Origin of the sequence: Nostoc sp. DedQUE04 (genome assembly GCF_034530995.1) — a bacterium.
In the GTDB taxonomy this organism is placed as follows: Bacteria; Cyanobacteriota; Cyanobacteriia; order Cyanobacteriales; family Nostocaceae; genus Nostoc.
The window spans coordinates 1-13,026 of the sequence record NZ_JAVRCA010000081.1; the positions used below are offsets into that span (position 1 = coordinate 1).

A 13,026-nucleotide genomic window follows, 5' to 3' on the forward strand; every position below is an offset into this window, starting at 1 on the left:
AAAACTATTTTTCTCACTGCTGCTACTGTACCAGTTAGTCGCGCAAAGTGCTGTATATGGGAATAGACATCAATTATTAGTTCGGTCAATTACTACGTAAATGACTTGAGTTAAGGAAAAATATATTTCTAGCCAGCCAATTTTTTACTATAGGAAACCATATCTCTTCAACATTTATATAATTTAAAGATCAAAACCGTTGAATTTTCTTTCATCTACTTTCATAAAGTATTGCTATGGTAAAGCCGTAGCAAATGCTTCTATGTTGATAGTTTTTATCGATTGTAATAAATTAGGATTTTTAGTATTAAACAAGTCCAAGTCCTGTTTCAGGTGTCTTTCGTAGAATTCAGACAAATTTATCATTAAAGAAGGCTTATTGATAATTAAGTCTTTTTGTTGTTTTATCATAAATTGCCACATTATTTAATATGTAGGCATTTCAGGCTATTTTATCTTCCCCCTAGCTGTGCAAGTGATATTTTCTTAGTGTAAACTATCAGACATATTTTACACTGGAGATTTGCATAAATATTGAACCGACATGTATCTCTGTAAGAAGTCTCTTTGAGTACAGACCAATTTTTTATCCCTAAATATCAAAGAGCTTATACATGAAATTCTGAATCAGTAGAAGATTGGATCGTAAAAAACAAATTTTGCAAAGAAATTAATAATTATTTTAGATTTAAAATAATTAAATTTTAGTACATAATAAAAACTTTTATCACAAAACCACTAATGCTATTTTCTGAAAATGAAAGCCAAAGGAGTTTTAATTTCCTTTTCTCTAAAAATCCCAATCCTATGTGGGTATATAACCAGAATAATCTGCAATTCTTAGATGTAAATGAAGCTGCTGTTGTTCACTACGGCTACTCACGAGAAGAGTTCTTGCAAATGCGAATAAGTGACGTTCGCCCTTCAGAAGATGTGCCTCTCTTACTTGAATATTTACGACAAAAGCATTCTAGCTTGGACTTTACTGGACGATGGCGACATCAGCGAAAAGACGGACAGATTATTGATGTTGAAATTTTCACACAGACAATAGACTATGGCAATTATAAGGCTCGTTTAGTTCATATACGAGATATCACAGAACACAAACAAATAGAAAGAACTCTTCAACAAAGTGAAGCTAGATTTCGAGTTATTTCTGAAGCTATTCCTGTTCCATTCATTATTTCGCGTGTGTCTGATGGGTTAGTTTTATACGCTAATACAGAGTTGCTTCAAACATTTCAGTTTTCTCCAGAGTATTTAGTTAATCGCAAAAAAATTGTAAGTTTATATCATAATTTGACAGATTTAGAAGCGCTGTTAACAGTTCTTAATCAACAAGGGTTTATTCATAATTATGAATTGCAATTAAAAAAAGCAGATGGAACTCGTTTTTGGGCGATCGCTTCTTTACAATATTTAGTTTTTAACAATGAATCAGCCATTTTAACAGTATTTAATGATATTAATGACCGCAAAAACGCCGAAACAAAACTTCAAGAACAAAATGAGTTTTTGCGGATAATTTTTGAGAACATACCATTGATGATTGCCCTGATCGATACCAATGGTGAACTCCAGTGGGTGAACCAAGAATGGGAAAATATTCTTGGTTGGAAATTTCAAGATTTCCAAACTTGCGATCTCTTGAAAGTGCTATATCCTAATTCTGAATATCGACAGGATGTAATTAATTTTATTCAGTCTGCACAACGCATTTGGGGTGACTTTAAAACTCAGGTGCGCGATGGTCGTTTACTGGATACCTCTTGGACTAATGTTTACCTTTCAAATGGTCAAATTATTGGTATTGGGCAAGATATCACAGAACGTAAGCAAACTGAACTAGCTCTAAAAGCCCAAGCCGAGCGGGAGCAATTGATGCGAACTGTTGCTCAACGGATTCGTCAATCTTTAAATCTTCAAGATATTTTGAATGCAACAGTTCAAGAAGTGCGAGATTTACTTGGGGTTGATCGAGTAGTAGTTTATCAATTTAACTCAGAGATGATCGGCACAATTATGGCAGAATCAGTGGAACCTGGATGGACGGTTTCTTTAGGTGTGGAGATTCCTGATACGTGTTTTCAAACAGGCTCAGGAGTGGAATATTATCAGGGACGCAAACGAGCGATCGCTAATATTTATGAAGCTGGACTAACTGATTGCCATATTCGCCTGTTAGAACAGTTTGAGGTGAAAGCAAATTTAGTTGTGCCGATTTTACTAGAAGTAAGCTCTCAAAACCCTGGCTCTCACATTTGGGGTTTACTGATTGCTCACCAATGCTCTGGTTTTCGGGAGTGGGAAGAAAATCAATTAGATTTGCTCGATCGAGTAACAGTGCAATTAGCGATCGCAATTCAACAATCCAGCATCTTAGCGCAAGCTCAAACGGAACTTGTTCAAAGACAAAAAGCTCAAATAAAGTTAAAAACAGCCTTAGCTGAAAAAGAAGTTCTTTTAAAAGAAGTTCATCATCGAGTTAAAAACAATTTGCAAATTGTCTCCAGTTTATTACAACTTCAGTCTCAAACACTCAAAGACCCGGAAATAATCAAAGTTCTTCGAGAGAGTCAAAATCGAATTGAGTCAATATCTCTAATTCACAAAAATTTATATACTTCCGCTAATATCGGACAAATTGATGTTGCTGACTATATCAATAATTTAGCAGCTAGCTTACTAATTTCCTATCAAATATGCCCTGGTAAAATTTCTCTAGAAACTGATATAGATTCAGTAAGCTTGAATGTCGATCAAGCGATCGCGTGTGGATTGGTGATTAACGAATTAATCTCCAATGCCCTCAAACACGCTTTTCCCAATCAACAAGTAGGCACAATCAGTATCGCTTTACACAATATTGACAACAGTATCGAGATGACTATCCGAGATAATGGGATTGGTTTACCAGATAATTTAGATTGGAGAAATACTGATTCTTTGGGTCTGTCGTTAGTACATGACTTGGTTACAGAACAACTAGAAGGCGATATTACTCTAGAACGCGATCGCGGAACAGTATTCAACATAAAATTTACGCAGTTAACTTTGCATTCATCAATATCAAATGGATCGAGCTAGGATTTTAGTCGTTGAAGATGAAGTGATTGTGGCTAGAACTATTGCTAGTCAACTTAATCAGCTAGGATACATTGTTACGGGTACAGCTTCATCTGGAAAAGTTGCCATTGCCAAGGCATCGGAAACTCAACCAGAACTAGTATTAATGGATATTATTCTTAAAGGTGATATGGACGGTATTGCTACTGCCACTCAGATTCGCGAGCAGTTAGATGTACCTGTAATTTATTTAACCGCTTATGGCGACGACCATACCTTAGAAAGAGCCAAAATTACGCAGCCTTTTGGATACATAGTTAAACCATTTACTACAAAAGATTTAAAAATTGCGATCGAGATTGGTTTGTTAAAACACCGATTAGAACGCGAACTGCGGGAAAATCGAGATCAGTTAGCAACTCTTTTAAACTCAATGAGTGATGCTGTAATCGCTACTAATGAGCAGGGAAAGATGACATTCATGAATCCCGCAGCTGAAGCACTGACTGGGTGGGAGCAAAAAGATGCTTTAGGAAATGAAGCAGCAAAAATTTTTCATATTGTCGATGAAGTGACAGAGACAACATTAGAAAACCCTGTGACAAAAGTGCTGCGCGAGCAACAGGCTGTTTATTTAGGGGAATTCACATCTCTGATTACAAAAAATGGCAAAAGAATTCCCATTGGCGATAGTGCTTCACCACTGAAGCGAGGAACTGACCAGATAAATGGTGTAGTAGTTGTTTTTTGGGATCTTAGCGAACGACACCAAACAAAATTGCTAGAGCAAGCATTAGAGAAGGAGCAAGAACTTAACCGTCTCAAATCCCTATTTATTTCTACTGTATCTCATGAGTTCCGTAATCCTCTAACTGTTGTTCAAACCGCAGTAGAACTCATGGAAATGCAAGGAGCAAATTTAACAGATACAAAAAGAGGCATCTATTTAAAGCGAATTCAAGGCGCTGTCCAATCTATGGAAAAACTCATGGAAGAAGTGCTGTTTATGGGTCGAGCAGAAGCAGAAAAACTCATATTCAACCCTGCTCCCCTTAACCTAGAGCAATTTTGTCAAGAGTTAATCGAAGATTTTTTGATGGTTAAAAGCAGCGCCTGTGAAATTGGTTTTACCTGTCATAGTGAGAATACGTCCGCTGTCATGGATGAAGGACTCTTACATTACCTATTTGCAAATCTTCTCTCAAATGCGGTTAAATATTCTCCCCAAGGTGGCAAGATTCAGTTTGATTTAATATGTGACGCAATTGAGAAAGTAGCAACTTTTTATATTCAAGATCGGGGTATGGGTATTCCAGAAGCAGACCAAGCTCGACTGTTTGAATCATTCTACCGAGCCTCAAATGTTAAATCAATTCAGGGTACTGGATTGGGGTTAGTAATTGTTAAAAGATGCGTTGATGCTCATCAGGGTCAAATCAGTGTCACAAGTGAAGTTGGAGTTGGTACTAAATTTACAGTAATTTTGCCCTTAAATTCTGAATCATGAGTTATAAATTATTCTTCAACTCACATCCTGATTTTTGTTGCCAACTTGGGTTCGGTAGTGGCGCCATTTTTCCTGCTGACGCGCTCTTTTCTCCTCGGTGAGGCTATCAAAACAATAGGGACAGGAGATACCTTGCTCATATTTGGGAGACACTTTATCTTCTTCTGAAATCGGACGCCCACAACAGAGGCACAACTCATAACTTCCTTTCTCCAATCCATGACTAACGGCTACCCGCTCATCAAAAACAAAACATTCTCCTTCCCATAAACTTTTTTGTGCTGGAACTTCTTGCAAATACTTCAGAATGCCGCCCTTGAGATGATAGACTTCTGCAAAGCCTTGTGCAAGCATGAAAGATGAAGCTTTTTCACAGCGAATGCCGCCTGTGCAAAAGAGAGCAACCTTTTTGTGTTTAGTTGGGTCGAGATGGTGGCGCACATAATCGGGAAATTCGCGGAATGATTCAGTTTGGGGATTTTCTGCCCCTTGGAAAGTACCGATATTCACCTCATAATCATTGCGGGTGTCAATTACCGTTACTTCTGGATTGGAAATTAAATCATTCCATTCTTGGGGATTGACATAGATGCCAACTTGCTCAGTTGGGTCAATTTCTGGCAACCCCAAAGTAACAATTTCTTGCTTCAAGCGCACCTTCATCCGCTCAAAAGGTGGGGTTTCGGTATAGGACTCTTTGGATTCTAAGTCTGCTAGACGGGGGTCAGAACGCAAAAACCAGAGAACTAAGTCAATCGCCTGACGCGAACCAGCAATTGTCCCGTTAATCCCTTCAAGTGCCAGCAAAATAGTGCCCTTGACACCTTGCGTTTGGCAGTAAGACAGCAGAGAATCTCGTTTCTCGGCAAAATCTGGCAGCTTAACAAATTTATACAGTGTGGCGACAACTTGGATATTTTCTGGCTTCATTCCTTTGGTAATAGAACGATATAAGTTACAATAACAACGGTAATCAAAGTTATCTACTATTTTAGTATGGGGGTTTAGCTCAGTTGGTAGAGCGCCTGCTTTGCAAGCAGGATGTCAGCGGTTCGAGTCCGCTAACCTCCATTGAAAATTTTTGATTGAAATGTGTGATGCCTGCTATTTTTGCTAGTCTACGCACATTAAAATCAATTAAAACCCGATTCATTTTCAAAAAATGGGATTATTTTTCCTTGTTAAGCAGGGGGTTCGGGGAGAGGAAATTATAGTATTGCATTCATTGCACCGATTCAAAGCCGTACTTAGTTAGAAGAATCTCTGGATAAGGAGGTGAACTCTGACTTGACAGCACTCAGGTAATTTTGACGTTCAAAATTTGACTTATCTATGCTTAGGGGGTTCTTTGAAAAAGCGTCCATTGGGGTTAGTGGCAATTGTTCTCTACAAAACATTTACCGCCTTGCTGCTTATGGTTACTTCGATCGCTTTATTATTGACATTAAAAAATTATCAAACTCTAGAGGCGTTTTCAGAAAATTATGTTTTAGAAGGTAAATCGATCGTTATTGATTGGCTTTTAAAGAAAGTTGTTAACTTAAATCCTAGAACTCTAGCATTTAGCAGCATCGGAACCGGAGTATATGCTATTGTTACCACTATTGAAGCCGTTGGTTTATGGTACGAAAAGCGTTGGGCACATGTCTTAGTATTGGGACTTGTCGGTATCAGTATTCCACCAGAGATTTATGAATTGATTCGAGGAATATCTCCGATTAAAACATTAGTTTTTGTGTTAAATTTAGCTGTGTTTGGCTATTTATTGCGAAATTTTCCGAAACATCCAAACTAATTTTTGATTCGATACTTAGGGTCTATCGTTGAAAAGTTTAGGAGTGCTGAGTAAGCAAAACAGCGAAAGGTAGCGATCAAAAAGCTTAACCGTCAAAGCTCAGGGTTTACGCAAAACCAAGACCCCCACGTTGTACAATCGCTAGAAATATAATCTGGAGAGCGACTTGCCTAGATCGATTCAGTCTACTCAACCACCATTGAAATTTATTCCCCAACGGTTGAATCCGCTGGTACTCCAGATTGTTCGGTGGTTACTGCCGATCGCACTACGGTTTCGCACTCGTCCTTGGCTACCAGCTGGGATTGTCAAAATTGAAGCCACGAATGTTGAAGTATTAGCTGAACTCTATCAACAATTTCAGGCTGGAAAAATTCGCTTTTTGTTGGCATTTCGCCACCCAGAGGTGGAAGATCCGCTTTGTATGCTGTATTTGCTTTCTCGGATTGTGCCACAAGTTGCTCGTCAAAAAGGTATTACATTAAAATCGCTGGTTCACAGCTATTTTCTTTATGACCGAGGTATGACAGTTTGGGCTGGAAAGTGGCTAGGTTGGCTGTTCTCTCTGCTGGGGGGTGTGCCGGTTCGTCGTGGTAGGCGACTAGATCGGCAAGCTATCCAAAATGCACGAGAATTGTTTGCTAATGGCGCACTACCAATCGCAGTGGCACCGGAAGGCGGTACTAATGGTCATAGTGGCATTGTTAGCCCCTTAGAACCTGGTGTTGCTCAAATGGCGTTCTGGTGTGTAGAAGACTTAGAAAAAGCTAACCGTTCTGAGACTGTAATTGTTGTGCCGATCGCTATCCAATATAGTTACGTTGAGCCACCTTGGTCTAAACTCGATTGGTTGTTGAGTAAGTTAGAAGCTGATAGTGGCTTGAAAGTTTTGGAAATTGATTCGGGTAATCGCGAAGAGATTTACCATCAACGCCTCTGTAGGTTGGCTGAATATCTAATTACCGAGATGGAAGAGTTTTATCGTCGCTTCTATCATCAAGATATCCCCAAAACCATCTCAACTGATGAATCGAAGAGTGTTAATCAGGTATTAATTGCCCGACTCCATCGCCTACTAGATAAGGCATTACAAGTTGCCGAGCAATATTTTGGAGTTCAAGCGCAGGGTAATTTTATTGACCGTTGTCGCCGCTTAGAAGAGGCTGGCTGGAGTTACATTTACCGAGACGATTTGCCAGATATCAATGCTTTAGCACCCTTCAAACGCGGTTTGGCAGACTGGATTGCAGAAGAAGCTGACTTGCGAATGCGGCATATGCGGATAGTGGAAAGTTTTGTTGCAGTCACAGCTACTTATATTCAGGAACAACCGACGGCGGAACGGTTTGCAGAAACAGCTTTGCTTGTATTCGATATGCTTTCTCGAATTCAGGATACGACACTTCCGGGGCGACCTCGGTTAGGTTTGCGACAGGCACAAATCACTGTGGGAGAGCCAATTTCAGTTACAGAACGCTTCAAAAATTGTCAGGGCGATCGCCAAGCGTCTAGACAAGCTGTGAGCGATTTGACAAAAGATTTGCAAATCGCTTTAGAGAAGATGATTAGATAATAGAAATTTTCAGATTTTTGCGTTTGTCGCTCTATATAAGTGGGCGATACTGGATTTGAACCAGTGACCCCATCCGTGTGAAGGATGTGCGCTACCCCTGTGCTAATCGCCCAAGACCTTTTATATTACTATAACTTATTAAATAACGACGTAAGTTGAAATGCTCAGGGCTGACCAAATAATTCGTAATTCGTAATTCGTAATTCGTAATTAATAAATTGAGGATACAAGCCGCTTAATTTATTAATGGAAAATAAAAAAAGTTATTCATTATTCAAGCCCTAACATGCGGTATGGGGTGTAATTACGAATTACGTTAGCGCAGCGTTAGCGACGCAGGAGCGTCATTATTAATTACGAATTACTTTGACTTGCTATGCCTACGCAATTGACGTTATTCTTCATCGTTCCCGTATGTCACGCAAGGACTGTCAATGATGAGTGCTGGCTCAAATGAATTGCAGAAAATAACGGTAGAACAATTAACCCTAAATTCGTCAGGATGAATGCACGTTATCGCTTCTTCTACTAAGGTGTGGAAAGCACAATCATTGCAGATAGTCTGACATTTCTCCATTAAGTATAAATTTTTTTATGGTATTGCGATCGCACTTTTCTCAGTTAAATGAGAATAAGTAGCGACAAAATCAAATGTTTAAATCGCGTAGAGCCAGACGAATTTGTTCGGCTCGTCTGCGGTTGACACCAAGATCGGACTCTCCCACACGAGATGCCGATCGCAGATGAATTACTGACTCATTAGGAGGTAAATAAAATTCTACATCATCAACAAATTTGAAGATACGGCTTTTAGAAAGAGCGTGGATGTAATTATCTGTTTGTTCTACAATTTCTGTACGCGGAACAACACCGATAACTTTTAGTAAGATTTCTCTAGCTGCATTGCGGTCTACATGATAAGGAATCGGGTCGATGGCGTGTGTTTCATCTGCGTTTTGACTAACAACACAGTTGTTTGAAGCCGGACAAGAACTAAGATGACCATTATCAACTCCCAAGTTAGAAACAGCCCAAGTAGCCCCAGGAAGTATTAAACTACTAATCAAAGTTAAAAGTATTGCTTTTGCAATACTCCGTAAGAATCGCTGCCGGAATGCTGTTAGTAGACGGGACATGATAAATTTAGTCCTTTTGTGCGGTTATTTTGAGTGACTACTGCGAATTGCTGGTTCGCTCTACAGATTATCATCTATCCAGCCGCACTCTGAGTTTGGGCAATCCCAATGTAGCTGCGCTGACCAGTCTCTTGTGCGATTATTCCTGCCAATAACGGAATCAAGCCAAAAAAGTGACCAATAATTCAGATTTCCATTGACTACGAACCCAAAATCATTAGCAGGGGTTGCGACTGCATTCCCTGATGATTCCAGCTTTGATTCGCTTGAATTGGCTGGTATCGGCTTTGTTGTGGCCAATGTTAGAAAGTTTGATGGTTGTAGATGAATATAGGAATAATCCAGTCTTACAGTAACGGGTTTTTAGAAGTTGTACCAGAAAGCGATTATTGGCAGATTGCAGCTATACACATCAATGGCCAAGCTTACTGTCCTACTCCTCAGCTTTATCGTTCAGAAAAAGTGGCATTAGCAAAAGCAACACAAATTTATGATTGGATAGCTGACCACGAACACCAAATCAGTGATGAGGCTTACTACTGCTCTGAATTGAAACTCATCCTATGGCAGCAACCAAAAGTATCTTAGTACAGCATTTCATTAATTCGTACCGAATTAAATTGGCAATACACGACAATGTTAATGCGTTGGCTTGCGTTGTTAATACGTTGGCTTGCGTTGTTAATGCATGGGCTTGCGTTGTTAATGCGTTGGCTTGCATTGTTAATGCGTTGGCTTGCGTTGTTAATACGTTGGCTTGTGTTGTTAATACGTTGGCTTGCATTGTTAATGCGTTGGCTTGCGATGTTAATGCGTTGACTTGCATTAAAAACGCTACACTTTTACGCAAAGCTGTACTTAGTTAACCAGGCAGATTGCTTGCCTTGTGCAAATCTGATACTAGTTTCGTATTAATGTTTCAGAGTCAGCCTATAGTCCCTGCCGCAAATGTGTGGATTTTACAAAGAAAGGCAGAAGGCAGAAGGAAAGAAGTACTAACGAAAACTTTAGTTATGGATTATTGCCCACTAGTATAAAAAAATTGTGTCTCCTGCCACGCATCTCGACACAAGGCATCCTTACTTCAATTCCACGTTTAAAAACGTGGGTTCCCTTCTGCCTTCTACCTCCTGCCTCCTGCCTCCTGCCTTCTGCCTCCTGCCTCCTGCCTTCTGCCTCCTGAATTTGTTGATAGTAAGCATAGGCATACCCGCCCGCTTGAGAAATTCATGTTAAGTCGAAGTAGCTAGGATCTAGGTACAGGAATCACTGAAGATTCATTTCTTTAGTTTATCTAAAGTCGCATCTAAGTTATCAAATTACCTTTCTAAGATAGAAGCAGCAACTATAAGTTGCTATAGATGACTAAAACCCAATTAACAGCTAGTTGCTGCGGAGAACATAAAAATGGCTAAAGCGCCAGAATCTTTAGACTTATCTGCTTACGATGCTACAGACAGAGCTTTAGACCGTGACTGTACAACCTTATCCCGTCACGTCCTCCAACAACTTCAGAGTTTTTCGCCAGATGCACAGGATTTGAGTGCGCTGATGAATCGCATCGCCCTGGCCGGAAAACTGGTGGCTCGTCGTATGAGTCGCGCCGGTTTAATGGAAGGCGTTCTTGGATTTACTGGGGAAGTTAATGTCCAAGGCGAATCCGTCAAAAAGATGGATGTTTATGCCAATGATGTATTTATCTCAGTGTTTAAGCAAAGTGGCTTAGTCTGTCGCCTCGCTTCTGAGGAAATGGAAAATCCTTACTACATCCCGGAAAATTGTCCCATTGGCCGCTATACCCTGCTGTATGACCCAATTGATGGCTCATCCAACACTGATAATAATCTCAGCTTAGGTTCCATTTTCGCCATTCGCCAACAAGAAGGAACTGATAGCGATGGTAAGGCAACTGACCTACTCGCCAACGGACGCAAGCAACTCGCTGCCGGATACATCCTATATGGGCCTTGCACGATGCTGGTTTATACTATAGGTAAGGGGGTTCATTCCTTTGTTCTCGATCCCAGCTTAGGAGAGTTTATTCTCACAGAAGAAAATATTCGCATTCCTAACCACGGGTCTGTTTACAGCGTGAACGAGGGTAACTTTTGGCAGTGGGAAGAATCAATTCGGGAATACATTCGCTACGTTCATCGCACAGAAGGCTACAGCGCTCGTTATAGCGGCGCAATGGTGAGCGACATCCATAGAATTTTGGTTCAAGGCGGCGTGTTTCTCTACCCAGGCACAATTCAAAATCCAGAAGGAAAATTACGCTTGCTTTATGAAACGGCTCCTCTCGCCTTTTTGATTGAGCAAGCAGGCGGTCGTGCTACTACAGGACTAGTAAATATCTTGGATGTGGTGCCAAAAAAACTGCATCAGCGCACACCTTTAATTATTGGTAGCAAAGAGGATGTAGCAAAGGTGGAGTCTTTTATTCAAAACGGACACTAGAAGATAATTCGTAATTCGTAATTCGTAATTACTGTTACGTAAGGATTTTAGACGTTTTATAAGAGTAACTTATTTCCTCTGTGCTGTACTCTCATCTGGCATTAATTAAAAGTTAATCATGGTGATTTAGGATCAGGGATGCAATGTAGCGCTTTTTGAAGATCAATTAAAGATTATCTCAGCTGGCCGATGCGATAAGTGATTAGCAACGCCACAATTCAAAAGTAAGTATCGATGCGTTTTGCCAACTTCACTTAGAAACATCACTATACAGGAGTGAAATAAACTAGCTATGACTACCAATCATCTACTAGAAATTAACCAATACGGTCAAAGTATCTGGATGGATAATTTGACCCGTGACATTATTCAATCAGGTGAACTCAAAGACATGGTTGAAAATCAAGGTATATCTGGGATTACTTCTAACCCAGCTATCTTTGAAAAAGCGATCGCTGGTAACGTTATTTATGATGCCGATATCGAAGCCGGAGTTCGGGCTAACTTACCCATAGACAAAATTTACGAATCCCTAGTTTTTGCAGATATCCGTAATGCCTGTGATATTTTACGCCCTGTTTATGAAGCCTCGAATGGACTAGATGGTTATGTGAGTATTGAAGTACCGCCAACCATTGCCCATGATACTGAAGCAACCATAACCGAAGCCCGACGCTATTTCCAAGAAATTGGTCGGGAAAATCTGATGATTAAAATTCCTGGTACAGAACCTGGTTTGCCAGCAGTAGAACAGGTAATATCCGAAGGGATGAATGTTAATATTACGCTGCTGTTTTCTGTAGAAAGCTATGTAAACACAGCAATGGCTTATATTCGGGGCTTAGAAAAACGGGTGGCTGAAGGGAAGGACATCAGTAAAATTGCTTCAGTTGCTAGCTTCTTCCTCAGCCGGATCGATAGCAACATTGACGGCAAGATTGATGCTAAGTTGAAAAAAGGCGTTGATGATATTTCCGTGGAAGCAAAGCTAAGAGCTGTTAAAGGAAAAGTAGCGATCGCTAACGCTAAGATTGCGTATCAAGAATACAAGAAAATCATTAGAAGCGAGCGTTGGCAAGATTTGGCAGCAAAAGGGGCTACACAACAACGCCTACTTTGGGCTAGCACCAGCACCAAAGACCCCAACTACAGAGACGTGATGTATATCGAAGAGTTGATCGGCCATGATACCGTCAACACCGTACCGCCAGCGACCATTAAAGCTTGTGCCGATCATTGTAACGTAGGCGATCGCTTAGAAACAGATGTAGATAAAGCTTACACGCTGATCGAAAACCTCAAAGATCCCGACATCAACATCGATCTCGATAACGTCATGGATGAACTGTTAGTCGATGGTATTGACAAGTTTATCCAGCCCTTCCAGTCCTTGATGAACTCTTTAGAAGACAAGATCAAGGTATTGTCACCAGTGTAGGGACTGGGTATTGGGGGCAAGGGGACAAGAGGGACAAGGGGACAAGGAGGA

At 40.3% G+C, this 13,026-nt stretch carries 9 protein-coding genes and 2 tRNA genes; 8 read left to right on the forward strand and 3 right to left on the reverse strand.

What is annotated here, in order from left to right; all coding sequences use genetic code 11:
- Window positions 1–741: 741 nt before the first annotated feature.
- The gene (locus RM049_RS34415; RefSeq protein WP_322707390.1) at window positions 742–3,090 is read left to right on the forward strand and encodes a PAS domain S-box protein; all 2,349 of its coding nucleotides are present in this window, start codon (window positions 742–744) and stop codon (window positions 3,088–3,090) included.
- A complete protein-coding gene (locus RM049_RS34420) occupies window positions 3,077–4,576 on the forward strand; it encodes an ATP-binding protein (protein WP_322707392.1) in 1,500 nt (499 codons plus the stop codon). Before RM049_RS34415 ends, RM049_RS34420 begins: the two co-directional genes overlap by 14 nt.
- A 15-nt stretch (window positions 4,577–4,591) precedes the next feature.
- Here the strand turns inward: RM049_RS34420 and RM049_RS34425 are convergent, their stop codons facing one another.
- On the reverse strand, window positions 4,592–5,506 hold the full coding sequence (locus RM049_RS34425) for a rhodanese-related sulfurtransferase (protein ID WP_322707393.1): 915 nt from the start codon (window positions 5,504–5,506) through the stop codon (window positions 4,592–4,594).
- A gap of 68 nt (window positions 5,507–5,574) precedes the next feature.
- Here RM049_RS34425 and RM049_RS34430 point away from each other — a divergent pair.
- The 3 genes from RM049_RS34430 to RM049_RS34440 all read left to right on the forward strand — a co-directional run bounded on the left by RM049_RS34430 (window position 5,575) and on the right by RM049_RS34440 (window position 7,944).
- Window positions 5,575–5,647 (forward strand) — tRNA-Ala (locus tag RM049_RS34430).
- A 277-nt stretch (window positions 5,648–5,924) separates the two neighbouring features.
- The gene (locus tag RM049_RS34435) at window positions 5,925–6,371 is read left to right on the forward strand and encodes a DUF2127 domain-containing protein (RefSeq protein WP_322707394.1); all 447 of its coding nucleotides are present in this window, start codon (window positions 5,925–5,927) and stop codon (window positions 6,369–6,371) included.
- A 166-nt stretch (window positions 6,372–6,537) separates the two neighbouring features.
- Window positions 6,538–7,944 (forward strand): 1-acyl-sn-glycerol-3-phosphate acyltransferase, encoded by a 1,407-nt coding sequence (locus RM049_RS34440; RefSeq protein ID WP_322707395.1) that lies wholly within the window; start codon window positions 6,538–6,540, stop codon window positions 7,942–7,944.
- Window positions 7,945–7,984: 40 nt separating this feature from the next.
- On the opposite strand, the gene RM049_RS34445 is transcribed toward RM049_RS34440, so the two are convergent.
- Together RM049_RS34445 and RM049_RS34450 are read right to left on the reverse strand one after the other, a co-directional pair.
- Window positions 7,985–8,056: transfer RNA gene (locus tag RM049_RS34445), tRNA-Val, on the reverse strand.
- A gap of 535 nt (window positions 8,057–8,591) precedes the next feature.
- Window positions 8,592–9,080: a DUF1499 domain-containing protein gene (locus RM049_RS34450; protein WP_322707396.1), complete on the reverse strand. Its 489-nt coding sequence runs from the start codon at window positions 9,078–9,080 to the stop codon at window positions 8,592–8,594.
- Between the two features lie 324 nt (window positions 9,081–9,404).
- On the opposite strand from RM049_RS34450, the gene RM049_RS34455 reads away from it, so the two are divergent.
- From RM049_RS34455 to tal, 3 genes are all read left to right on the forward strand, one after another.
- Window positions 9,405–9,668, forward strand: a complete 264-nt coding sequence (locus tag RM049_RS34455; protein ID WP_194043027.1) for a hypothetical protein — start codon at window positions 9,405–9,407, stop codon at window positions 9,666–9,668.
- A gap of 819 nt (window positions 9,669–10,487) precedes the next feature.
- Window positions 10,488–11,537: a class 1 fructose-bisphosphatase gene (fbp, locus tag RM049_RS34460; RefSeq protein ID WP_322674815.1), complete on the forward strand. Its 1,050-nt coding sequence runs from the start codon at window positions 10,488–10,490 to the stop codon at window positions 11,535–11,537.
- 292 nt (window positions 11,538–11,829) lie between these two features.
- Window positions 11,830–12,975 carry a transaldolase gene (gene tal, locus RM049_RS34465; RefSeq protein ID WP_322707397.1) on the forward strand — a complete coding sequence of 382 codons (1,146 nt, stop codon included), beginning with the start codon at window positions 11,830–11,832 and terminating at the stop codon, window positions 12,973–12,975.
- Window positions 12,976–13,026 lie beyond the last annotated feature (51 nt).

Coding starts and splice junctions, on each gene's coding strand:
- RM049_RS34415 (WP_322707390.1), top strand. CDS start 742: ATGCTATTTTCTGAAAATGAAAGCCAAAGGAGTTTTAATTTCCTTTTC.
- RM049_RS34420 (WP_322707392.1), top strand. CDS start 3,077: ATGGATCGAGCTAGGATTTTAGTCGTTGAAGATGAAGTGATTGTGGCT.
- RM049_RS34425 (WP_322707393.1), bottom strand. CDS start 5,506: ATGAAGCCAGAAAATATCCAAGTTGTCGCCACACTGTATAAATTTGTT.
- RM049_RS34450 (WP_322707396.1), bottom strand. CDS start 9,080: ATGTCCCGTCTACTAACAGCATTCCGGCAGCGATTCTTACGGAGTATT.
- RM049_RS34455 (WP_194043027.1), top strand. CDS start 9,405: ATGAATATAGGAATAATCCAGTCTTACAGTAACGGGTTTTTAGAAGTT.
- fbp (WP_322674815.1), top strand. CDS start 10,488: ATGGCTAAAGCGCCAGAATCTTTAGACTTATCTGCTTACGATGCTACA.
- tal (WP_322707397.1), top strand. CDS start 11,830: ATGACTACCAATCATCTACTAGAAATTAACCAATACGGTCAAAGTATC.